Below are 21,839 nucleotides of genomic sequence, written 5' to 3' on the forward strand. Positions count from 1 at the left end.
GGAACCCGGCCGGGAGGCTGCTACGTTCTTCTGCTGGATCGCGAAAACGCGCGCCTCTCCCCCGGTCACACACCGGTTCCGAGCCCCCACAGGAGCCCGCATGCCCCGCACCCCCTCCGCCGCCTCGGGTGGCACGTCGCGCCGGTCCTTCCGCGGCATCGCCATCCTGGTGATCCTCGCGCTCATCGTCGTCGGCGCGCCGACCCTGATCGGCGCGTTCAGCGGGTTCGAGCGCACCAGCGGCGGAGAGGTGGCGGTCGTCCGCGACGGCGGGCCGCTCGACGACAACAAGGTCCGCCAGGTCATCGACCCCGGCTCCGGGGTCACCTGGATCGGCTGGTGGTCCCAGATACACCGCTATCCGGCGCAGCAGCGCTTCTACACGATCACCTCGAACTCCGGCGAAGGCGAGAAGTCCGGCGTCGACGTGGTCAACGTGCCGAGCAGCGACGGCGTCAACATGGGCATCGAGGGCACGCTGTACTTCGGGCTCAACCTCGACCACCAGACGCTGAAGTCGTTCGACGACAAGTTCGGCACGCGCAAGTTCCGCAGCACCAACGGCGGGACCTACTACCCCTGGGACGGCGACGAGGGCTGGTCCGCCTTCCTGGACCAGATCATCCGACCGGTGATCGACAACGACCTGCGCACCCAGATCAACAACTTCCGCTGCGCCGAACTGGTCTCCTCCTGCGCTCTCGTGCAGAACAACAGCGCCGGTCAGCAATCGGGCGTGCCGCAGCAGGGCAACAACGCGAACATCGCCAAGATCCAGAACGCGGTGAACACGAGCCTGGCCGAGGACCTCAAGGCGACCCTCGGCGCCGACTTCCTCACCGGCATCCACTTCAACCTCTCGCGGGTGACCCTGCCCACCGAGGTGCAGGAGGCGGTCAACCAGGCACAGGCCGCGTTCGCGAAGGTCACGGAGGCACAGGCCAAGGTCGCCCAGGCACGCGCCGAGGCGGAGGCCAACAAGGCCCGGCAGGACGGCTACAACAAGTGCCCCACCTGTGCGGAGATCGAGAAGCTGAAGGCTCTGCCCCAGGGCATCACGGTGTACGCGCCGGGCAATACTGGAGGCGTCGCTCTGCCCACCAAGTAGGGAGCCGGGACCCCGATGCGCCTGCTCGCCCTTCCCATGACGCTCATCGTCATCGCGCTACTCGTGTACCTGCTCGTGGTGCTCGCGCGCAGCGGGAAACCGGCGTCCCGGCGGGGTGCGGCCGGCGCGCCACGCTGGGAGACCGACACGGTCATGGAGAACGGGTGGACCCTGATCGTCGTGCGCAAGGTCGCCCTCGGCCCCGCCGGGCCGGTGGAGCTGGCCAGGCAGACGGTCAGGACCATCAAGGACGACGACCCGAACTGGGACGAGCTCTACCGGGAGGCCATGGTGGAAGCCCGCAACCGGGTCAGCACGCTGGAGATCGAGTCCGGCTGAGCCGATGACCATCGGGCGTCCTCGTTTCACCGACAGTCACAATACCTATTGACCCTGTAGGGATAATCGGCAACAGTGGGGCCAGCGATTCCAGCGATCCGAAAGGGCACCACATGAGCGTCACCGACGAGCTCCTCGCCAACGCCGAGCGATACGCCGCGGGTTTCGACAAGGGGCATTTGCCGCTGCCTCCGGCGCGCGGCGTGGCCGTCGTCGCCTGCATGGACGCCCGGCTCAACGTGTACGGCCTGCTGGGCCTGGCCGAGGGCGACGCGCACGTCATCCGCAACGCCGGCGGCGTGGTGACCGCGGACGAGCGGCGCAGCCTCGCCATCAGCCAGCGCCTGCTCGGCACCCGGGAGATCATCCTCATCCACCACACGGACTGCGGCATGCTGACCTTCACCGACGACGGCTTCCGCGGGGACATCGAGGCGGAGGTCGGGATCAAGCCCGACTGGGCCGCCGAGGCTTTTGCCGACCTCGACGCGGACCTCATCCAGTCGCTCAACCGCATCAAGGCCGACCCGTTCATCCCGCACAAGGACTCGGTGCGGGGCTTCGTCTACGAGGTGGAGACCGGCCGCCTGCGGGAGGTCAAACCCTGAACCCGCTCCCCGGCCGGCACGAGTCGTCGCGCCCGTGAGGGACAGTCCGGGAGACTGCCACCGTGAAAGCGCAACGCTTCGTCTCCCTCGATCCCGACGGCACGAGCGGCGGCCGCTGGATGTACGTCGTGGTGGAAGCCGGGACCGGGGTCTTCTACCAGCAGCAGTACGGAGGCACGGCCTGCCGCGAGGGGCAGGTGGAAGGCTTCCTCGTCCCACTGTTCGGCCTCGACGCTCTCGACGCGCTTCGGCGGCTCTTCGAGAAGCACTTCCGGCGCGCCGGCACCTGGAACCACCCGTGGCCGGACGACGAGCGGAACAGGCTGCGCGACATCGTCGGATCGATCCCGTACTGGGCATGCGACGGAAACGCCGAGACGCGGCACGACCTCCGGCTGGACGAGAGCCGGATCGGCGAGGTGGACGAGGCATGGGTTCCGGTGATCACACCCGACGGCCCCGGAGTGCTCATGTGGCACAACTCGGACTGAGCCCGCCGGAAGGCGGCGAACACGGCCCGCTCGGGGACACGACTGGGGACGCGCGGGAGGGGAGACCGGATCATCAGCCTCCCGGAGACGGCTGAGGTCACCGGAAACCGGCCGCTTCCGGACACCTCCCGGCAGATAGGGCCGGAGTGGTCCGGGTAGATGTGCACGCGTCCGCATCCCCCTCCCCCCAAGGAAGGACGCCCCCGTGAACGCTCTGGTCACACGCGTGTCCACGATCTGCGCCGCAGTCGCCCTGGCGGGCGCCGTCACCGCCGCACCGGCCGCGGCGCAGAACTTCTCCGCCCACTACACCTGCGCGGCCGGCAACGTACTCCCCACGATCGACTGGCTGACCGGTGTCCTGGCCCGCGACTGCACGGGGCCGGGCGCCAGCGATGGCGCCATGGGGAGCATCACCATCCCGATCGGGACCTATTCCTGCCGCTTTGTGTACTACAGCCCCGAGAGCGATTACCTCTCCGGCTATGACTGCTACTGAATCGGTGCCCGGCGGGGCACCGGTCAGGCGTCGATGTGGTCGCGGTCCACCTCGGCGGCGCTGCCGATGATGAACTCGCGGCGCGGGCCGACGTCGCTGCCCATCAGGAGGCTGAAGATGTGCTCGGCATCCTCCACGTCCTCGATCTTGACGCGGCGCAGGACGCGGTGACGGGGGTCCATGGTCGTCTCGGCGAGCTGGTCGGCGTCCATCTCACCGAGGCCCTTGTAACGCTGCACGGGGTCCTTCCAGCGCTTGCCGCGCCGCTCCAGGTCGCGCAGGACCTTGTGCAGCTCGGCGTCGCTGTAGGTGTAGATGTACTTGTCCTGGCCGCGCCCGGGGTTGGTGATCTCGATGCGGTGCAGCGGCGGCACCGCGGCGAACACCCGCCCGGCCTCGACCATCGGCTTCATGTAGCGGTGGAAGAGCGTGAGCAGCAGGCAGCGGATGTGCGCGCCGTCCACATCCGCGTCCGCCATTAAGATGATCTTGCCGTAGCGGGCCGACTCGATGTCGAACGAACGGCCGGATCCTGCGCCCACCACCTGGATGATCGCCGCGCACTCGGCGTTCTTGAGCATGTCGGCGACCGACGCCTTCTGCACGTTCAGGATTTTGCCCCGGATCGGCAGCAGCGCCTGGAACTCCGAATCGCGGGCGAGCTTGGCCGTGCCCAGCGCGGAGTCACCCTCGACGATGAACAGCTCGCTGCGGTCGACGTCGTCGCTGCGGCAGTCGACCAGCTTCGCGGGCAGCGCCGAGTTCTCCAGGGCGGACTTGCGCCGCTGGTTGTCGCGGTGCTCGCGGGCGGCGATACGCGCCTTGGCGGCGGCGACGATCTTCTCGAGCACCGCGCGCAGCTGCTGCTTCTGCCCCCGCTTGGGGGTGGCGAACAGCGCCTTGAGCTCCCGGGTCACCACGTGGGCGACGATGCGGCTGGCCGCGGAGGTGCCGAGCACCTCCTTGGTCTGGCCTTCGAACTGCGGCTCGGGCACCCGCACGGTGACCACCGCGGTCAGCCCTTCGAGGATGTCCTCCTTGGTCACCGGCTCGTCGCCGTTCTTCAGCAGCCGGGTCTCCCTCAGCTGCTCGTTGATCGTGCGGACCAGCGCCCGCTCGAACCCGGCGACGTGGGTGCCGCCCTTCGGCGTGGCGATCACGTTCACGAAGGAGCGTACGGTCGTCTCGTAGCCCTTCCCCCAGCGGACCGCGACGTCGACGGTGAGCTCCCGCTCGATCTCCGTCGGCGTCATGTGGCCCTGCTCGTCGAGCACGGGGACCGTCTCGTGGAAGTGGCCCTCGCCCTGCAGCCGCAGCACGTCGCACACGGCCTCGTCGCGGGACAGGAACTCGGTGAACTCGCCGATGCCGCCGTCGAAGCGGAACGACTCCTCGACCGGCTCCTCGCCGCGGGCGTCGCGCACCACGAGCGTGAGCCCCGGCACCAGGAAAGCCGTCTGGCGCAGCCGCACGTGGATCTCGTCGAGCGAGACCTCAGCCTCGGGCAGGAAGATCTGCCGGTCGGCCCAGAAGCGCACGCGTGTGCCGGTGACGTTGCGCGGAGCCGGGCCGCCGTCGCGCAGGCCGGACTTCTTGCGGAACTTGGCGGTCGGGCCGTCGCCGTCGAACACGCCGGGCACGCCCCGGCGGAAGCTGATCTGGTGGATCTTCCCGTCGCGGTCGACCTCCACGTCCACCCGGGAGGACAGCGCGTTGACCACCGAGGCGCCGACGCCGTGCAGACCGCCCGAGGCGCCGTAGGAACCGCCGCCGAACTTGCCGCCCGCGTGCAGCTTGGTGTAAACGAGCTCGACGCCGGCCAGGCCGGTCTTGGGCTCGATGTCGACGGGGATGCCGCGCCCGTTGTCGCGGACCTCGACCGAGCCGTCGGGGTGCAGCTCGACCTCGATGCGGGTGCAGTAGCCGCCCAGCGCCTCGTCGACCGCGTTGTCCACGATCTCCCAGAGGCAGTGCATGAGGCCGCGCGTGTCCGTGGAGCCGATGTACATCCCTGGGCGCTTGCGGACGGCCTCCAGGCCTTCCAGCACAGAGAGATGACGGGCGGTGTACCCCGTCTCCGCGCGAACCGCAGTCACACCCAACTCCCACTTATCAATCGAACACGCGTACGCAGCTTAACGCCACTCATGTTTGTACGCGTACAAGCTTGCCAGGCGCAGCACGATGACCGGCACTTTCGCTGTGATCCCGGTCACTTTCCGGATCATTCTGCTCTGGGCGTAGTCGGAGCATGATTGGGAAGCCCCTCATCCGGTTAGATGTTGTCCCAAGTGACTGACGCCAACGTCCCCACGAAATGTGGGGCGACCCGAAAGGCGATACGTGACTGGAGCTCTCGCCCCCATCAAGCCGCTGACGGCCCTGGACCGGTGCGACCGGTGCGGTGCTCAGGCCTACATCCGCGCGACCCTGCCCGTGGGTGGGGAGTTGCTGTTCTGCGCCCACCACGGGCGTCAGCACGTGACTGTGCTGCGCGACAAAGGTGCTGAGATCCAGGACGAGTCGGCCCGACTCAGTGAATCCCCCGCGACCGCCCCTGACGGCGAGCGCTGACCCATAGACGGCGTGCCGGAGCGTCACGACGATGTCCGCTCCGCACGCCGTCGCCATATGAAGAAGCCACCGGCCCGGGCCGGACACCCGCCGTTCCCCGTTTCCCCCGGGGCCCGGCGGATGCCGCCCGGGCGTGACCCGCGGCCGTCGGCGTACGGCGGCCGCCGTACGGGTGCCGCGACCGGCCTGAGCCGGCGCGCGGGCCTCCCCAGCGGCGGCGCCCGTCAGGGCCGCACGCGGTAGTGATAGCGACCGGCGACGGTGAAGCCCTCCCGCTCGTAGAGCGCGCGGGCCGCCGCGTTGGCCTCCGTCACCACCAGGTACGCGCCGTCCGCGCCGTGGCCTCCGCCCCAGGCGAGCAGGGTGCGCAGCACGGCCGCGCCCAGCCCGCGCCGCCTGACGCGTGGCTCGACGGCCATGCAGTAGACGCCGAGCCACCGGCCCTGCGGGACGCCCCTTCCCACCGCGCCCTCGTCGAGGAGGACGTACCCGGCGGGCACTCCGCCGAGGATGCGCTCGCCCCACGTCCGCGCGGGAGTCTCCCCGGCGTCGCGATGCCGCCCGCCGTCGACGCTCCACCACGTGTGCAGCCACCGTTCCGACGGCGCGTCCTCCACCACCGCCCCCGCGGCACGGTCACCGGAGGTCAGCGGTCTGGTCATCACCGACGTGGGGTCAGCGAGCAGGTAGCCCCGGCGGCTCAGTTCTTCGTCGAGCCCCGGCGTCGCGCCCGCGCCTACGTAGAACACACAGGGCAGCCCGAGGCCCTCGTAGAACCGCTCGGCCCGGTCGACCGCCTCCGGCAGGTCCGCGCGCTCTCCCAGCGCGAGCACCGAGTTGGCCCGCTTCGTCACTCCGCCGGCATGCCGGTAGACCCAGCCGCCGTCCTCGGCCCGCCCCGGCGCCGGCCAGGCCTCGTCGACCAGCAGGTCGAACTGTGCGATCTCCTCATCCACCCGCCGCAGCCTAACCGGCCGGCACTGCCCGGATATCCACCCTCGGCACACGCGCCCCCGATGGGCCGCGTCTTCACCGATCCGGCGCGCGGCTGACCGGCGCGCGGGCCGGATAAGCTGCGGAACCGTGCTCATCCTGCTTCCGCCCTCGGAGGGGAAGGCCGAGCGGGGAACCTCTGCCGTCCGGCGGCTCAGCTTCCCCGAACTCGCCTCCCCGCGCGAGAAGGTCCTCGACGCCCTCGTCTCGCTCTGCCACGCCCCCGAGGCGCGCGACGTGCTCGGCCTGTCCGAGGGACAGGCCGGCGAGATCGGGCGCAACCTGGCGCTGTCCACGGCGCGCACCCTGCCCGTCGCCGCCCTCTACACGGGCGTGCTGTACGACAATCTCGCCCTGGCCACCCTCTCGCCCGAGGCCCGGCGGCGGGCGGACCGGAGGATCGTCGTTTTCTCGGCACTGTGGGGCCTGCTGCGCCCGTCCGACCGCGTGCCGCCCTACCGGCTGTCCATGGGCGTACGGCTGCCGCCGATGGGCGGCCTGGCCGCGTTCTGGCGGCCGTCGATCAGCGCGGTGCTCGACGCGACGAAGGGGCTCGTGGTGGACATGCGGTCCGCGACGTACGCCGCCGCCTGGCAGCCCGGCGAACGCGGCGTGGCCGTACGGGTGCTGAGGGAGGCGGCGGGGAAACGGACCGTCGTCAGCCACATGGCGAAGGCCACCAGGGGCGTGGTGGCCCGATCGCTCGTCGAGACCCCCGACCGGCCCCGCACGGCCGGCGACCTCGCCGACCTGCTGACCGGCCTGGGGCACCGGGTGGAACTGGCCGCGTCCGCCGGCCGGGGACGGCCGCGGGTCCTCGACGTGATCGTGAACGAGTGAGTCAGAGGTTGAGCCGGGCGCAGGCCCGGCGGTACTGCTGCCCGGGGTCGCCGAGGTGCGACCAGGGCAGCCGGCTGAACCGGCCGCCCGTCCTGGCCAGGTGGCCGCGCGCCGGACGCCGCAGGTCCGACAGGTAGAACGCGGCGCCGAAGACGTTGTGCGCCTCGACCGCCCGCGGATGCGCCGCGCCGAGGCGCCGCTCCGACCAGTGGGCGGAGGCCGAGACGACCTCACGCTGCGCGTCGAAGGAGAACCAGCCGCCCCGCGACATGGGGGTGCGCCCGGCGGCGACGGTCTCGAAGTGGGCCAGCGGCACGAGCGCGGGCAGCGGACTGCCCTCCGGAGCGTGCGCGGCGGCCGAGCGGGCGAAAGCGAGCATCTCCTGGGCGGTGCCGCCCCAGCCGGGCGACAGAGTGATCAGACGGGCCACCGCCCCCGAATACAGCGTCGGCCAGCGGCGGGAGCACTCGTACCAGACCGCGTCCTTGTCACCGCGCGGCCGGTCCAGCCCGACGGCCAGCCACATCAGGCCCTCCCACGGCACCGGGTCGCCCGGCGCGAGCGCCGCCGCCGTCAGCAGCGGCTGCCTGGCCTGTTCCATCGCCGACTGATAGGTGTGCAGCCGGTCCGCCTGCACCGCTCGGGCCCGTACGTCGGGCCGCAGTTCCCAGGCCTCCTCCAGGCGGGTGCGGCCGAGCCACAGCCAGAGGTCGGGATTGCCCTGGTCATAGGCGAGCAGCGCCTCGATCGACCGGCTCGCCCCGATGACGGTCCGCGAGAGCGCCTCCACCCGCAGCGACCGCGTCTCCGGGTCGCCCCTGCTGTCCGCCAGGACGGCCGCGGCCGGTCCGAGGTCGCCCCGGCAGGCGGCCTCGACCGCCTCGTCGAGCATCGCATCCGCCCACGGGCGGTCCGGGATCACTCGTGGCCCCCGAGCACGCGCCCGATCCACTTCGATCACTCCCATGAGGCGCGAGCCTAGGAGCCTCGACGTGCCCGGGGCGCTACCACGAGGTTACGGGGGTGTAAACGTCATCGCCCCCTCGGCCGTACGTGGCCGGGGGACGATCGACTCGTGCGTCAGTCCAGGTAGTCGCGCAGCACCTGGGAACGGGAAGGGTGCCGCAGCTTCGACATGGTCTTGGACTCGATCTGGCGGATCCGCTCACGGGTCACGCCGTAGACCTTCCCGATCTCGTCGAGGGTCTTCGGCTGCCCGTCGGTGAGACCGAACCGCATCGACACCACGCCCGCCTCCCGCTCCGACAGCGTGTCGAGAACGGAGTGCAGCTGCTCCTGCAGCAGCGTGAAGCTGACGGCGTCGGCCGGGACGATGGCCTCGGAGTCCTCGATGAGGTCGCCGAACTCGCTGTCGCCCTCCTCGCCCAGCGGAGTGTGCAGAGAGATCGGCTCGCGGCCGTACTTCTGCACCTCGATGACCTTCTCAGGGGTCATGTCGAGCTCGCGGGCCAGCTCCTCCGGCGTGGGCTCGCGGCCGAGGTCCTGCAGCATCTGCCGCTGGACACGGGCCAGCTTGTTGATCACTTCGACCATGTGGACCGGGATGCGGATGGTCCGCGCCTGGTCGGCCATGGCCCGGGTGATCGCCTGCCGGATCCACCAGGTGGCGTACGTGGAGAACTTGTAGCCCTTGGTGTAGTCGAACTTCTCGACCGCGCGGATCAGGCCCAGGTTGCCCTCCTGGATCAGGTCCAGGAACAGCATCCCGCGCCCGGTGTACCGCTTGGCCAGCGAGACGACGAGACGGAGGTTGGCCTCCAGCAGATGGTTCTTGGCGCGGTGGCCGTCCTCGGCGATCCACTCCAGCTCGGCGCGGACGTCGACGGGGAGGTTGTCGGCCTCCTGGGCGAGCTGCTCCTCGGCGAACAGGCCGGCCTCGATCCGCTTGGCGAGCTCGACCTCCTGCTCGGCGTTGAGGAGCGGCACCTTGCCGATCTGCTTGAGGTAGTCCTTCACCGGGTCGGCGGTGGCGCCGGCCGCCGCGACCTGGGCGACGGGCGCGTCGTCATCGTCGTCGGTGAGGATCAGCACCTCGTCCTCGGACTGGGCGAGCGCCTCGGCCTTGGGCTCCTCGCCCTCGGCCTCCCCCTCGGGTTCGGCGTCGGACTCCTCGGTCTCCGCCTCGGCGTCGATCTCGACGTCCTCGACCTCGATGTCGAAGTCCTCGATGTCGACGTCACCTTCGAGGTCGATGTCCTCGTCGTCCTCGGCGATGTCGGCCGACTTCGGCTTGGGGTCGGCCTTCGGCGCCTTGCCCTCGGGCCCCGTGGCGGGGGCCTCCGGCTTGGCGGGCGCGGCCTTCTTCGGCGGAGCGGGCTTCGCCGGAGCCTTGGCGGCAGCCGGCTTGGCGGCGGGCGCGGGCTTGGCCGGGGCGGCGGGCCTCTTCGCCGCCGGCTTGGCGGCCGGCGCGGAGTCGGTGACCACTGCGGTCACGGTCTCCGGCTGCGATTCCTTGGCCGCCGCGGATTTGGTGGTCTTCTTGACGGGCGCGGTGGTGCGGCGCTTGGCTTGACCTCGAGAACGCTTGGGAGCCGCGGAGTCGGCGGCCGTCACCACGACGGTCACACCCTCCTTGCTGAGGCTGCGCAGGAATCCAGCGGCTTGCGACATCGGGATGTCCGCTTCCTCGAAGGCCTTGCGGACATCCTCGGACTCGAGGAAACCCTGCGAGCGCCCACGCTCGAGGAGCTGCTGAATCACTGGCTCGTTCAGCTCCGACGGCTTCGAGCGAGTCGAACTTGCAGGCGACACGAACACCTCTCGAACGAACGCATGGCGAGAATGGACCCAGGTGCTTCTTCTTTTCCGGTGGTGAGGTCGCGCAGACCGCGACATGCCATTGTGGCACGCCACGGTACGTGATACGGCCGCGTCCCGCCGGGTTGCCCCTCCACCCTAGGCCGACCGAGACACTAGTGCGTACGGAAGGAGGTCACTGATACCCGAAAGCAACCGTTATGACTGTTTCATTCAGTCACTCTTCGTGGCCGGTGGGACGTGGACTGCGAGTACCGTTACGTCATCATCCTGTTCATACCCGGACAGCATGTGGTCCACCAGGAAATCGAGCAGCATATTCGGGCTGCTCAGGACCTCCGGGGGCGCTTCGGCCACTACGGACGAAAGCTCCCTGAGTCCGGCGTCCAGCCCGCGCTTGCGGTTCTCCACCAAACCATCCGAGTACAGGACGGCGGTGTGACCCGGCGGCACGCAGAACCTGAACTGCTTGCGGCTCGTGGCCCAGCCGAGCGGAGTGCCCGGCTCGGTCTCGTGCAGCAGCCCGACGCCCTGCGGCGAGACCAGCAGCGGCGGCGGGTGGCCGGCCAGGGCCAGCGTGCCCTCCCCGGTCCCCGGCTCGACGACCATGTACGCCAGGGTGGTGACCTGCTCCTCCTCCTCGGTCGCCTCGAAGACGCGGTCGAGCCCGGTCAGCACCGCCGCCGGGGGCGGGTTCGTCAGCGCGAGCGCCCGCATGGCGTTGCGGATCCGGCCCATGCCCGCGGCGGCCTTGACGCCCTTGCCCATGACGTCGCCCACGACCGCCGCCACCCGGCCGTCCTGCAGGACGAACGCGTCGTACCAGTCGCCGCCCACCTGCACGTGGCGTGAGCCGGAGCGGAAGCGGTAGGCGAGCGTCATCCCCCGCACCACCGGCAGGCGCTCGGGCAGCAGGCTGCGCTGCAGGGTCTCGGCCGTCTTGTGCTCCCGCTCGAACAGTGTGGCCCGCTCGACCGCGAGGGCGCACTGCCCGGCCAGCGCCTCCAGGAAGACGCCGTCCTCCTGCGAGATCTTCTGGGTCCGGGTGAACGAGAACCGCAGCGCGCCGAGGGCCCGCCCGGCCGCGAGCAGCGGCAGGCCCACCCAGGCCCGCTCGTCCGTCTGCGCCAGGAAGCCGGAGATCCGCCCCTCGTCGGCGCCGGCGTCGACGAGCTGGGCGCGCAGGCTGTCGGGCGACTCGGCGAAGACCGGGCGGCGGCTGTTGACCGCCATCGTCATCACGTTGGGATGCGCGAGGTCGATGTCCTCACCCGGGGCGTCCGGGGTGCCGCCGCTGTTGATCACCTTCAGCGTGGCCCGGTCCGGGTCGAGCAGGGCGACCGACGAGTGGTCGGCGGCGAGGGCCGTACGGCCGACGTCGATGATGACCTGCACCACCTGCTCGACGGTGAGCGCCTCGGCGAGCTGGGCGGTCGCGCCCTGGAGGCGGGCGGTGCGCAGCGCGGCGGCGCCGAGCTGGTCGGTGAGGCGGCCGCGCATCTCCTCTGCCTCGCGCTGCGGCGTGACGTCGGTGTTGGCCCCGACCCACTCCACCACACGGCCGTGCCTGACGATCGGCACGGCCCGGACCTCGAAGTGCCGGTAGCCGCTGGCCCGGGTGCGCACCCGGTAGCTCCACTCGAACATCGTGCGGCCGCGCAGCGCCTCGCGCCACGCCTCCTCGGTGCCGGGACGGTCGTCGGGGTGCACCGCGTCCAGCCAGCCGTGCGCGAGGTACTCCTCCAGGCCCTGGCCGGTGATGGCCCGCCACTGGGGCGCGTCCTCGGCCACCGAGCCGCTGGGCGAGCTGATCCACACCAGCTGCTGCTGCGACTCCACCAGCGAGCGGTAGCGCTCCTCGCTGCGCTCCAGCATCTCCTCGTTCAGCTGCCGCTCGGTCACGTCGACCCCGAAGAGCGCGGTCCCGATGACGCCGTCGTCGCCGTGCAGCGGGAAGAACGACACCGTCCAGTGGCGGCTGTCGCCGTTCTCCGCGCGGGTCCTGATCCGCTGGTCGGTGATCGGCAGCGCCTCGTCGGCGATCCGGCGCAGCGCCGCGTCGATCAGGGTGGTCAGGTCGGCCGGCAGCAGCTCGGCCGGTTGGCGGTCAAGATGCAACTCGACAGGATGGCCGGTCAGCTCGGTAAAGGTGGAGTTGACCCGGACGAAACGCCCATCCGGGTCGAAAAACGCGAAGGCAAACGGCGCCTCCGACATCACGCCTCTGAAGAGGTCGGAGTCTGATATGTCCAAACCGGGCTCCCGGGGCCGGGGCACGGAGGTTTCGGCGCTCATGGTCGGCACCTCCGTCGCGTGCCAGCGTCTCCCACGAGGCACATCTCCATAACTGTGATTGGTAGCGCAGATCTGCCCTACATCATGGGCGATCGGCATACGCGGACGGAAGCCCCGCCCGGCATGCGGTCAACGCATCCTGTCAAAAGACCGGCGCCTCGCGCAGGAAGATCGGGCCTACTTCTTGGCCGCCCGCTTCGCTTCCTGCTTGGTCGCGCGAACCAGCTGCAGGCTCTCGGCGTCCACGACGTCGGCCACCGACCGGTGCACCCCCTCCTCGCCGTACGGCCCGGCCGCCTCACGCCAGCCGTCCGGGCGCACGCCGCACTGTTTGCCCAGCAGGGCCAGGAAGATCTGGGCCTTCTGCCGGCCGAATCCGGGGAGGGCCAGCAGCCGGCGCAGCAGTTCGGCACCGTCGCGGACATCCTCCCATACCTTCTCGGCCGAGCCATCGTAGTGCTCGACGAGATATGTCGCGAGCGCCTGGACGCGGGCCGCCATCGCCTTCGGATACCGATGGACGGCGGGCGCCGCCGCGAACAGTGCCGCGAACTGGTCAGGATCATAGGAGGCGATCTCACGCGCGTCCAGGTCGCGGCCGAGCCTGCCGGCGATCGTCCGGGGCCCCGCGAAGGCCCGCTCCAGCGGCACCTGCTGGTCGAGCAGCATGCCGACGAGCAGTGCGAGGGGGCTGCGGCCGAGCAGCTCGTCGGCCTCGGGATCCTGGGCGAGCCGGATGCGCATGGGTCAAGCTTCCCACGCGGTGGCCCGCCAAGGCTTGACACTGCCCCGGAAAGAGGTGGAATAAGGGGCGGCAGGTCCCCATTCAGCGAGGAATGCAGTCCATGCCCGTACTCGCAGCACGAATCAGTGGCGGCCCAACACCGGAGCCGGGTCTCCGCGAACCGGCGGAGCTGGTGACCGATCGTCTGGCCGCGGAATTCCTGACCGTCCCCCTGTCCGCCGTCGCCCGCTGCGTCGCCGACGCCTGGGCGTGCGGGAAGCACCTGGGGCTCGACGTCACACCGGAGATCGTCGAGCGGGTCGCCCGGGAACGCCTCCTGGGTCTGGTGAACTCGGCGCCGCCTTCCCGGAGGTGAGGCGGCGCACGACGCTCACGCGGCCGTCGCCCCGCCCCGCCGCCGTAGTCTGGGAAAGGCTGGAGCGGCAGATAACGGGGAAGTCACCGGCCCGTGTTCCTGATGCCCTTCGCGGCGGGAATGCGAGAAGGTGGTGACCGTGAGCGAGCGGAGCGAGATCTCGTGAGTCGCCGGCGCCGACGTGACCCCCGGGAGACCCGGCCGCCGGACGACGTGTTCGCGGAGATGCTGCTGGCGGCCAGGGAGCTGCTCGCCGTGCGCAGCCCGCTCGACGCGGAGCTCATGGTCTCCGACATGCTCGGCGCCTGGTGGGGCAGGCGGCTGCGCGGCGGCGACGTCGAGCAGATCCTCGGCGAGGGCCTGGTGGACTACGCGGCCAAGGCCGGCACTCCGGCCGCGCTCACCCTGCTCGTCTCCGTCGCCTACCTCGGCACCGCCCGCCAGGCGGCCAAGGCGGAGGGCGCCGCGCTCGCGCTGATGGAGTCCGACGTCGCCCGGCCCCGCTGGGCGGACCGCGTCGGCGCCGTCAAACCGACCGGCTGCTACGTCTCCAGGGACGTGTACGGCGACCAGGACACCGTGGTGTGCACGTTCGCCTACAACGGCGAGGACCGGCACGCGCTGGTCGTGGTCGTCGACTACAACATGGGCGGGATGGCCCGCGACGCGTGGGTGTCGTCCCACGTCGACAAGCTGCTGGAGCAGGCCAGGCTGGAGGCCGCGGGAAACGCGCTGCTGCGGTTCGAGGAGCTGGAGCCGCAGCAGGCGCGGGCGCTGCTGGAGTTCGCCATGAAGGCCACCGGCGCCGCCGCGCACGGCCGCGGCGGCCCGAAGCTGGTGAGCGACAGCTACAGCGCCTACCACGCCTTCGCGCGGGCGCGGATCAAGGCGCTGCCGCCCGGGCGGATGCGGCCCGCCCCCGCGCACACGGAGGCGCCCTACAGCCGCGATCGCCGCGCGATGCTGGCGGCCGAGTTCCTCGCCTCGGACGCGGCGGAGAACCTGTCGGACCCCTCGGCCGCCTCCCGGTGCGCCGACCACATCATCGACTACGGCTGCGACCAGGACTTCGGGCGGCCGATGCGGGTGAGCCCGACCAAGTGCGAGACGTTCCTGCTCGACTGGCTGCCGCGCAAGGTCCTGCTCAGCACGGCCGAGCAGGACGCGATGCCGCACGTGCTGTCGGCATGGGTGCGTTTCGCCGGTCCCCGGATCGGGCTGCCCGAGGAGGGCGTGCGGGCCACGCTCGACGCCGTCTGGGAGGCGACCGCCCGGTTCACCGAGGCCTACCGGGACCCGGCCACCTTCGGGCTGGACCGCTCTCTCGTGGAGCGGCTGCTGCCGGACGGCGACCTGTCCGCGCTGGCCCGGCGCGCGTTCGCGTTCCCCTTGCTGCAGGGCATGCGCGGGTCGACCAACCTCGACCTGCTGAACCCGGCCGACGAGGCCGACCGGCGCATCCTGCTGGAGATCGACCACGCCGGCGAACTGGGCCGTACGGACCTGGAGGAGCACCTCGCCTGGCACGAGGAGATCGCGGGGCGGCTGTGGGTCGGCGACCCGCCGCAGCTGTGGGAGGCCGCCCAGCGCCTGATCGACCTGGGGCACGACCGGCACGACGTGCTGCACGTCCTCATCGAGATCGCCGAGCGGATCGGCGACCACCCGGACGAGCTGGCCGCCGCCCTGGACGACATCGCCGACATCCCGGACGAACCTCCCACCTGACGCGCCTCCGGCCCGGGCGGCCGCCACTCAGGAGGCGTAGCCGATGTCCTCGTACCTCAGGTCGTGGAAGCCGTTGGCCCCGATGTTGGCGAGCGCGGACCGCACGGCCACGCCCTGCGGGCACTGGTAGAGCGGCAGCACGTTGACCTTCTTCCAGACCAGCCGGTCGGCCTCGTTGAGCAGGCCGGGCACCTTGGCGGCGTCGAGCGTGCTGCCGGCGCGGTACATGGCCTCGTCGATCTGCTTGCTGCCGCTGCGCCCGATGTTGGCGTACCACTCGGTGTCGTCGCCCCGGCCGCCGCTCTCTCCGTCGGCGTAGATGTCGAAGGCGTCCGAGACGGGGTACGGCGTGCTCGGGTAGGCGAAGGCGGTGATGTCGAAGTCGCCGGGGATGAGGTGCTTGCCGAAGAAGTCGTCGAAGGACACCTTGCGCACCTCGACCCGGATGCCGACGCGCTGCAGCATCTGCCGGGCGGAGTCGGCCTCGACGCCGCTCATGATGATTCCGTCGGGCACGACGAAGCGCAGCGTGAGCGGTTTGCCGTTCTTCACGCGCGTCTTGCCCGACAGCGTCCAGCCCGCCTGGTCGAGCAGCCGCCCGGCCCGCCCCGGGTCGTACGCGCCGATGTCGCCGGCGTTGGCCCGGTAGCCGTACTGGCTGTTCATGAGGAAGTGGTTGTCGAGCGTCACGGCCGGCCAGCCGAGGCCCTTCAGGTCGCCCTGCATGAGAGCGCGTCGGTCGAGCGCCGCCGCGACGGCCTCGCGCACCCGCGCGTCGGCCAGGACCGGGCTCTCCCCGTTGAAGGTGAACTGCCGATACTGGGTGCCGGCGGCCTGCCGGATCACGGCGTCCCACGCCTCCCTGACCCGCGCGTAGTCGGCGGGGGACGGACCCACCTCGAAGACGTCCACGTCCCCCTTGGTGAACGCGTGGACCATCTGGTCGGGGCGCACGGCGCGGAACACGATGCCGTCCAGCTTCGCCCGGTTGCCCCACCAGCCGGGGTTGCGGGTGAGCGTGACCGTCCTGCCCTTGACGTCGAGGCGGTCCACCTTGAACGGCCCCGCGGTCACCGGGATGCGGTTGATCCAGTCGGCGTTGAACGCCGCCGCGGTCGCGTTGGTGCTGCCCGGATACAGCGGCGTGAACAGGGACTGCCACTCGTTGAACGGCTGGGCGAGGGTGACCACCACCTCGCGGTCGCTCGCCCCCCGGGCCACGCTCTGGACGTTCTCGTACGCGATGGTCGAGTCGACCCGGTAGTCCCGGTCGCGGCCGCTCATGGCCTTCCACTGCGCGGCGAAGTCCGTCCAGGTGATCGGCCTGCCGTCCGACCATTTCGCCTTGGGATTGATGGAGTAGGTGACGACCTGGCGGGGGGAGGTCGCGGTGATCCTGGCGTTGGTCACGTAGTCGGTGTCGAGGGTCAGCCGCCCCCGCGCGTCCGAGCGGAACGTGCGCGGCAGCAACGCGTCCGTCACCACCTTGACGGCGGTGGTGTCGCCGTCGACGTGGTTGCGGTTCCACTGGGACGGGAAGTCGGTGAGCCCCCACCGGAGCGTCCCGCCGTCCTTGACCTTGTCGCGCGCCAGCGGGTTGATGTCGTACGCCTTGACCGGGGAGGGGGCGAGCCCGTTGTCCGGTTCGCCGGTCCCCCGCTGCACGCCGCAGGCGCCGGCGGCCCACACAGCGGCCAGTGCGGCCAGGGCAACCGGCCATCGTGCTCTCACGTGCGTCTCCGATCCTCCCGGCTACCCTACGTCGTCGATTAGTAGCAGGAAGTGACTGCACTCGGCCATCGGGACACGCGCCCTGGGGATTCCCCTACGACATCAGGACAACTCGTCCACCGCGCTGCGGACGTCGTCGCTGGTGATCGTCGTCAGCTCGGCGGCGTTCGCCGACCCCTGCTCGGCGAGGCGGACGTCGCGCCGCAGCGCGGCCCGCTCGTACAGGGACCGGGCGAAGCGGCCGTTGCCCAGCCCGTCGATGAGCCCCTCGCGGCAGACCCAGTCGAAGACGTCCGCGAGGTCCCGCGCGGCGGAGGAGTCGAACCTGTCGCCGCTCCGCGCGGCGAGCAGCTCGGCGATCTCGGTCAGCTCGGACGGCGAGTAGGAGGGGAACGACACGCGCTGGTTGAACCGGGAGGCCAGGCCCGGGTTGGTCGCCAGGAACGCGTCCATCTCGCGCTCGTAGCCGGCCAGGATGACGACCAGACGGTCGCGGTCGTCCTCGGCCCGCTTCAGCAGCGTCTGCACCGCCTCGGCGCCGAAGGCGTCGCCCCCCGAGTAGCCGGTGTTGACCAGGCTGTACGCCTCGTCGATGAACAGCACGCCGCCGAGCGCGCGGTCGACCAGCTCGTTTGTCTTGATCGCGGTCGCGCCCAGATGCTGGCCGACCAGGTCGGCCCGCGACGCCTCGACCACGTCGGGCCGGGCCAGCAGGCCCAGGGCGGAGAAGATCCGGCCGAGGATCCGGGCGACGGTCGTCTTGCCGGTGCCCGGGGGGCCGACGAACACGATGTGCCGCATCTGCGACTGGACCGGCAGGCCCTGCTCCTGCCGCATCCTGGCCACCTTGAGCTGGGCCGTGATCGCGTGGACCTGCCGCTTGACCGGGTCGAGGCCGGCCATCCTGTCGAGGTCCGCGAGCGCCTCGTCCAGGGTCGGCGTGACCTGGTAGCCGCGGTATCGCGCGGTGATCTCGTTGAACGCCTTGGTCACGTCGTCGGCGGTGACGGTGACCAGGTCCTCGCCGCGCGGCGCCCCGCCCGCGCTCACCACGCGCACGTCGCGGGCCTGTGCCGCGGCCTCGGCGAGGCTGCGGGCGAATCGCGCGTTGCCGAGGTCGTCGACGAGCGCCCGGCGGTGCACGTCCTCGAACAGCCGGCGCAGCACGGGACGCGCCTCCGGGGCGAGCAGGTCTCCCCGGCGCCGCTGCAGCGCCTCGGTGATCTCCAGCAGTTCCGCCGGGCTGTAGCTGGGGAAGCGCACCCGGGTCGCGAAGCGGCTCGACAGCCCCGGATTGGACGCGAGGAAGTCGTTCATCTCCCGCTCGTAGCCGGCCAGGATGACGATGAGCCGTTCACGGTCGTCCTCGGCCCGCTTCAGCAGCGTCTGGACGGCCTCCGCGCCGAACCGGTCGGGCTGGCCGTCGCCGGAGTTGATGAGGCCGTACGCCTCGTCCACGAAGAGGACCCCGCCGAGCGCGCGGTCGATGAGCTCGTTTGTCTTGATGGCCGTGGCCCCCAGGTACTCCCCCACGAGGTCGGCCCGCTGCGCCTCGACCACGAACGGCGTCTCCAGCAGCCCGAACGCGTAGAAGATCTTGGCGAGCGACCGGGCGACGCTGGTCTTGCCGGTGCCGGGAGGGCCGACGAACACGAAGTGGCGCATCGGCCGCTCGTTGGTGTAGCCCGCCTCCCTGCGCAGCCGGGCCGCCTCGATCGACGCGGCGATGGCGCGCACCTGCTCCTTGACCGGTTCGAGGCCGATCATGGACTCCAGCTCGGCGAGCGCCTGCTCGACCGTGATGGGCGGCGGAGCGTCCGCCTCGGCCGGCGCGGGCTGGTGCCCGCCGGCCCGCGCGCGCACCTGCACCTGGCTCTCGGCGCCCGCCGCCTCCCGCTCCGCCTCGCCGCGCACCTTGCGGGCCAGCACCAGGCGGTAGAGGAGCACCGCGGCGGCCGCGCCGTAGGCGCCCCACAGGGCGGCGGACGGCGACAGCGGCGACAGCGACAGCGCGACGACCCCTGCGGGCACGAGGGACATCAGCGTCGTCAGCCACGGCGGGACCCACCGGATCAGGTGAGCCGCGCCGCCGGTCAGCGCGCCCAGCAGCATCAGCAGACCGGGCGCGATCGACTGCCCGCCGAAAACGCCCATGAACAGCGGCAGCAGCAGGCCCCATCCGGCGAGCACGAGCACGGTCGCGGCGGCACGCGGATAGCTGAGGGCCAGCGCGAGGAAGCACAGCGCCAGGAACGTGTAGATGAACGTGGGCATCAGCGACCAGTTCAGCGCCGCGGCCACGCCCATCGTCGCGACCAGCAGCACCACGAAAAGCGCGCGCCGCGCGAATGGCGGAAGCCTGAAATAGCGGAAACGCACCTGTTCGAACAGATCACGTGCCGCAGTTCGGTTTAAGAGGCTCGCCGCCCGTGCCCTGTCGGAGTCCCGCATCGACGCCTCCCCGCTTCGACCCCGGTTATACCGCACGTGCGGACGGAATGGGTGGACCCTTGCGGCACGTCGCCGTCGGGCACGGCGACGCCCCGCACCACTGCCCAGAATCGCGGGTCTCCCCACGGGAGGACGACGACGCGCGGGGGTGCGTGCGGCGCCCCGGCGGAGACACGGAGACACAGAGACACGGAGACACGGAGACGGTGGCTGGTCAGGTGGCCGCCGTCTCCGTGTCGTGCCGAGCCTGGGAGGTCTGGCGGGGAGTCCCGGCTATCGCAGGTTCTCGTTGGTACGTGCGTTCCGGACCGCGAGCGCGGCCACCAGGGCGCAGGCGCCGCCGAGGCCGAAGACGGCCTGGAGGGTGAGCTGGTCCACGATGACGCCGCCGACCAGCGCGCCGAGGCCGATCGACAGGTTGAACACCGCCACCCACAGTGAGGAGGCCGCTTCCACGGCCTGCGGCGCGGCGTTGATCATCCAGGTCTGCAGGCCGACCGACACGCCGCCGTAGGCCAGGCCCCAGGCGATCAGCAGTACGGCTCCTCCGGCCGGGCCCCGGCCCAGCACCAGGTAGAGCGGAATCGCGACCGCCAGGGTCACGGTGATGAGCAGCACGGTCCGGTGCGTGCCGCGCGCCAGCGCGGCCCCGGCGACGAAGTTGCCGATCATGCCCGCCAGGCCGAACCCGAACAGCAACGGGCCGACGAATCGTTCGTCGGCTCCCGACAGCTGCTGCAACGCCGGGCTCACGAAGGTGTAGGCCGAGAAGTGGCCGGTCACGATGAGGAATGTCGTGATGATGCCGACGCGCACACCCGGGTTGCCGAACTGCTCGCCCAGCAGTCGCGGGCTGACGGGCCGGGTGGCCGCCAACGGGGGCAGCACGGCCAGCAGCGCGAGCAGCACGACGAGCGCCAGGGCGCTCAGCGTCCCGAAGGCGACGCGCCAGTCGGACAACTCGCCGAGCAGCGTGCCGAGCGGGACGCCGAGCACGTTCGCGGCCCCGACCCCGCCGAAGATGATCGCAGTGGCCCGTGGCACGTTCGCGGGTGCCACGAGCCGGACGGCCAGGCCGCTGGCGATGGCCCAGAAGCCGCCGATCGCGATGCCGACCAGCACCCGGGAGGCCACCAGGACGGCGAAGGTCGGCGCCAGGGCCGAGACCACGTTGGCGAGGGTCATCAGCGCCATCAGGCCGAGCAGCAGCAGCCGCCGGTTCATCGCGCCGACGAGCACCGGAACCAGCGGTGCCGCGACCGCGGCGACCAGGCTGGGCACGGTCACCATCAGCCCGGCCGTCCCTTCGGAGACCGACAGGGCCGAGCCGACGGAGGTCAGCAGCCCGATCGGCAGTTGCTCGGCGGTGACCAGCAGGAATGCCCCGAAGGCCACAGCGGCGACCGCCGGCCGGCGACTCCTCGCCGGGACCGGCTCGTCGGGCGCCTCAGTCGTGGTCTGGTTCGTGGTCGTCAACCGACACCTCCTCGACTCATTCGGGAACGATCGCTCCCATATGTCGGGGCGACCCTAGTATGGGAGCGATCGCTCCACAAATTGGGTACAGTGGCGACCATGGCACGCCCTCGGCAGTTCGACGAGCAGGACGCGGTGACCAAGGCGACCGACCTGTTCTGGCGTCGCGGCTACAACGCCACATCCGTACGCGACCTGGGGGCCGAGCTCCGGCTCACTCCCAGCAGCCTGTATCGGACGTTCACCGACAAGCACACGCTGTTCCTGCGTGCGCTCGACCACTACCGGGCCACCGACTCCGCGGAGGCCGAGCAGCGGCTGGCCGTCGCCGACCGGCCGGTCCGCCAGGTGCTACGGGACTGGATGCTGTGGCTGGTCTCCTGCCCGTCCGGCGGCGAACCCGGCCGGGGCTGCTTCGTGGTCAACACGGCGACCGAGCTCGGCACCACCGACGTCCAGATCCGCCGGCGGACCGAGGCCGCCTTCGAGGTCACCCGGCAGGCCCTGCGATCGCTGCTGCACGACGGCCGGCGCACCGGCGAGCTGCCCGAGGACCTCGACGTCGACGGCGCCGTGGAGCTGCTGTTCACCCTGGTGCTCGGACTGCGGGTGCGGGAACGGGCCGGCCATGACCCGGCACGTCTCGCCACCGCCATCGACACCGCCGTCGACGCCGCGCTCCAGACCCCCGGGCCCGCCCGGGCCACGGCCTGAGCCGTCGCGGCCGGCCGCCCGCCCGGAGGTGGGATATCCACCTGGGGCTCTCCGGAGAGGCGGATCGCTCCACTTGATCACCTGGGGTGATACGGATCCGGCGATATGTTCCCG

Annotated in this window: 19 protein-coding genes; 10 read left to right on the forward strand and 9 right to left on the reverse strand. The window is 71.0% G+C overall.

Annotation, left to right across the window (positions count from 1 at the left end):
* Nucleotides 1-100 precede the first annotated feature (100 nt).
* The 5 genes from AAH991_RS12320 to AAH991_RS12340 all read left to right on the forward strand — a co-directional run bounded on the left by AAH991_RS12320 (nucleotide 101) and on the right by AAH991_RS12340 (nucleotide 3,045).
* Complete coding sequence (locus AAH991_RS12320) at nucleotides 101-1,108, forward strand: SPFH domain-containing protein (protein WP_346225910.1); 1,008 nt, start codon at nucleotides 101-103, stop codon at nucleotides 1,106-1,108.
* 15 nt (nucleotides 1,109-1,123) lie between these two features.
* Complete coding sequence (locus AAH991_RS12325; protein ID WP_346225911.1) at nucleotides 1,124-1,447, forward strand: hypothetical protein; 324 nt, start codon at nucleotides 1,124-1,126, stop codon at nucleotides 1,445-1,447.
* A 113-nt stretch (nucleotides 1,448-1,560) separates the two neighbouring features.
* Nucleotides 1,561-2,055, forward strand: a complete 495-nt coding sequence (locus tag AAH991_RS12330; protein WP_346225912.1) for a beta-class carbonic anhydrase — start codon at nucleotides 1,561-1,563, stop codon at nucleotides 2,053-2,055.
* Nucleotides 2,056-2,117: 62 nt separating this feature from the next.
* Nucleotides 2,118-2,546 (forward strand): DUF6210 family protein, encoded by a 429-nt coding sequence (locus tag AAH991_RS12335; RefSeq protein WP_346225913.1) that lies wholly within the window; start codon nucleotides 2,118-2,120, stop codon nucleotides 2,544-2,546.
* A 205-nt stretch (nucleotides 2,547-2,751) separates the two neighbouring features.
* On the forward strand, nucleotides 2,752-3,045 hold the full coding sequence (locus tag AAH991_RS12340) for a hypothetical protein (protein ID WP_346225914.1): 294 nt from the start codon (nucleotides 2,752-2,754) through the stop codon (nucleotides 3,043-3,045).
* A 23-nt stretch (nucleotides 3,046-3,068) separates the two neighbouring features.
* Here AAH991_RS12340 and AAH991_RS12345 read toward each other — a convergent pair whose 3' ends face one another.
* Entirely contained in the window at nucleotides 3,069-5,141 is a 2,073-nt protein-coding gene (locus tag AAH991_RS12345; protein WP_346225915.1) for a DNA gyrase/topoisomerase IV subunit B, read from the reverse strand.
* A 247-nt stretch (nucleotides 5,142-5,388) separates the two neighbouring features.
* Between AAH991_RS12345 and AAH991_RS12350 the strand changes: the two genes are divergently transcribed.
* Nucleotides 5,389-5,619 (forward strand): DUF7455 domain-containing protein, encoded by a 231-nt coding sequence (locus AAH991_RS12350; RefSeq protein WP_142561501.1) that lies wholly within the window; start codon nucleotides 5,389-5,391, stop codon nucleotides 5,617-5,619.
* Nucleotides 5,620-5,843: 224 nt separating this feature from the next.
* Here the strand turns inward: AAH991_RS12350 and AAH991_RS12355 are convergent, their stop codons facing one another.
* Entirely contained in the window at nucleotides 5,844-6,575 is a 732-nt protein-coding gene (locus AAH991_RS12355; protein WP_346225916.1) for a GNAT family N-acetyltransferase, read from the reverse strand.
* 127 nt (nucleotides 6,576-6,702) lie between these two features.
* Between AAH991_RS12355 and AAH991_RS12360 the strand changes: the two genes are divergently transcribed.
* Entirely contained in the window at nucleotides 6,703-7,452 is a 750-nt protein-coding gene (locus tag AAH991_RS12360; protein ID WP_346225917.1) for a YaaA family protein, read from the forward strand.
* A 1-nt stretch (nucleotide 7,453) separates the two neighbouring features.
* Here the strand turns inward: AAH991_RS12360 and AAH991_RS12365 are convergent, their stop codons facing one another.
* From AAH991_RS12365 to AAH991_RS12380, 4 genes are all read right to left on the reverse strand, one after another.
* Nucleotides 7,454-8,419 carry a hypothetical protein gene (locus tag AAH991_RS12365; protein WP_346225918.1) on the reverse strand — a complete coding sequence of 322 codons (966 nt, stop codon included), beginning with the start codon at nucleotides 8,417-8,419 and terminating at the stop codon, nucleotides 7,454-7,456.
* A 113-nt stretch (nucleotides 8,420-8,532) separates the two neighbouring features.
* Nucleotides 8,533-10,224, reverse strand: coding sequence for an RNA polymerase sigma factor (locus tag AAH991_RS12370; protein WP_346225919.1), 1,692 nt, complete (start codon nucleotides 10,222-10,224; stop codon nucleotides 8,533-8,535).
* 219 nt (nucleotides 10,225-10,443) lie between these two features.
* The gene (locus tag AAH991_RS12375) at nucleotides 10,444-12,525 is read right to left on the reverse strand and encodes a SpoIIE family protein phosphatase (protein ID WP_346225920.1); all 2,082 of its coding nucleotides are present in this window, start codon (nucleotides 12,523-12,525) and stop codon (nucleotides 10,444-10,446) included.
* Nucleotides 12,526-12,702: 177 nt separating this feature from the next.
* Nucleotides 12,703-13,269, reverse strand: a complete 567-nt coding sequence (locus AAH991_RS12380; protein WP_346225921.1) for an HhH-GPD-type base excision DNA repair protein — start codon at nucleotides 13,267-13,269, stop codon at nucleotides 12,703-12,705.
* Nucleotides 13,270-13,442: 173 nt separating this feature from the next.
* Between AAH991_RS12380 and AAH991_RS12385 the strand changes: the two genes are divergently transcribed.
* Together AAH991_RS12385 and AAH991_RS12390 are read left to right on the forward strand one after the other, a co-directional pair.
* Nucleotides 13,443-13,625 carry a hypothetical protein gene (locus AAH991_RS12385; protein WP_428833980.1) on the forward strand — a complete coding sequence of 61 codons (183 nt, stop codon included), beginning with the start codon at nucleotides 13,443-13,445 and terminating at the stop codon, nucleotides 13,623-13,625.
* Between the two features lie 225 nt (nucleotides 13,626-13,850).
* A complete protein-coding gene (locus AAH991_RS12390) occupies nucleotides 13,851-15,353 on the forward strand; it encodes a hypothetical protein (RefSeq protein WP_346226077.1) in 1,503 nt (500 codons plus the stop codon).
* 27 nt (nucleotides 15,354-15,380) lie between these two features.
* Here the strand turns inward: AAH991_RS12390 and AAH991_RS12395 are convergent, their stop codons facing one another.
* The 3 genes from AAH991_RS12395 to AAH991_RS12405 all read right to left on the reverse strand — a co-directional run bounded on the left by AAH991_RS12395 (nucleotide 15,381) and on the right by AAH991_RS12405 (nucleotide 21,011).
* Nucleotides 15,381-17,084: an ABC transporter family substrate-binding protein gene (locus tag AAH991_RS12395; RefSeq protein WP_346225923.1), complete on the reverse strand. Its 1,704-nt coding sequence runs from the start codon at nucleotides 17,082-17,084 to the stop codon at nucleotides 15,381-15,383.
* A gap of 102 nt (nucleotides 17,085-17,186) precedes the next feature.
* Entirely contained in the window at nucleotides 17,187-19,535 is a 2,349-nt protein-coding gene (locus AAH991_RS12400; RefSeq protein WP_346225924.1) for an AAA family ATPase, read from the reverse strand.
* Between the two features lie 273 nt (nucleotides 19,536-19,808).
* Complete coding sequence (locus AAH991_RS12405; RefSeq protein WP_346225925.1) at nucleotides 19,809-21,011, reverse strand: MFS transporter; 1,203 nt, start codon at nucleotides 21,009-21,011, stop codon at nucleotides 19,809-19,811.
* 99 nt (nucleotides 21,012-21,110) lie between these two features.
* Here AAH991_RS12405 and AAH991_RS12410 point away from each other — a divergent pair, with 99 nt between their 5' ends.
* A complete protein-coding gene (locus AAH991_RS12410) occupies nucleotides 21,111-21,725 on the forward strand; it encodes a TetR/AcrR family transcriptional regulator (RefSeq protein ID WP_346225926.1) in 615 nt (204 codons plus the stop codon).
* Nucleotides 21,726-21,839 lie beyond the last annotated feature (114 nt).

The sequence above is a fragment of the Microbispora sp. ZYX-F-249 genome, assembly GCF_039649665.1.
Lineage (GTDB): Bacteria > Actinomycetota > Actinomycetes > Streptosporangiales > Streptosporangiaceae > Microbispora > Microbispora maris.

Bases quoted from the DNA above. Each gene is read 5' to 3' on its own strand.
- AAH991_RS12325 (WP_346225911.1), top strand. From the start codon at position 1,124: ATGCGCCTGCTCGCCCTTCCCATGACGCTCATCGTCATCGCGCTACTC.
- AAH991_RS12390 (WP_346226077.1), top strand. From the start codon at position 13,851: ATGCTGCTGGCGGCCAGGGAGCTGCTCGCCGTGCGCAGCCCGCTCGAC.
- AAH991_RS12330 (WP_346225912.1), top strand. From the start codon at position 1,561: ATGAGCGTCACCGACGAGCTCCTCGCCAACGCCGAGCGATACGCCGCG.
- AAH991_RS12320 (WP_346225910.1), top strand. From the start codon at position 101: ATGCCCCGCACCCCCTCCGCCGCCTCGGGTGGCACGTCGCGCCGGTCC.
- AAH991_RS12375 (WP_346225920.1), bottom strand. From the start codon at position 12,525: ATGAGCGCCGAAACCTCCGTGCCCCGGCCCCGGGAGCCCGGTTTGGAC.
- AAH991_RS12400 (WP_346225924.1), bottom strand. From the start codon at position 19,535: ATGCGGGACTCCGACAGGGCACGGGCGGCGAGCCTCTTAAACCGAACT.
- AAH991_RS12410 (WP_346225926.1), top strand. From the start codon at position 21,111: ATGGCACGCCCTCGGCAGTTCGACGAGCAGGACGCGGTGACCAAGGCG.
- AAH991_RS12380 (WP_346225921.1), bottom strand. From the start codon at position 13,269: ATGCGCATCCGGCTCGCCCAGGATCCCGAGGCCGACGAGCTGCTCGGC.
- AAH991_RS12365 (WP_346225918.1), bottom strand. From the start codon at position 8,419: ATGGGAGTGATCGAAGTGGATCGGGCGCGTGCTCGGGGGCCACGAGTG.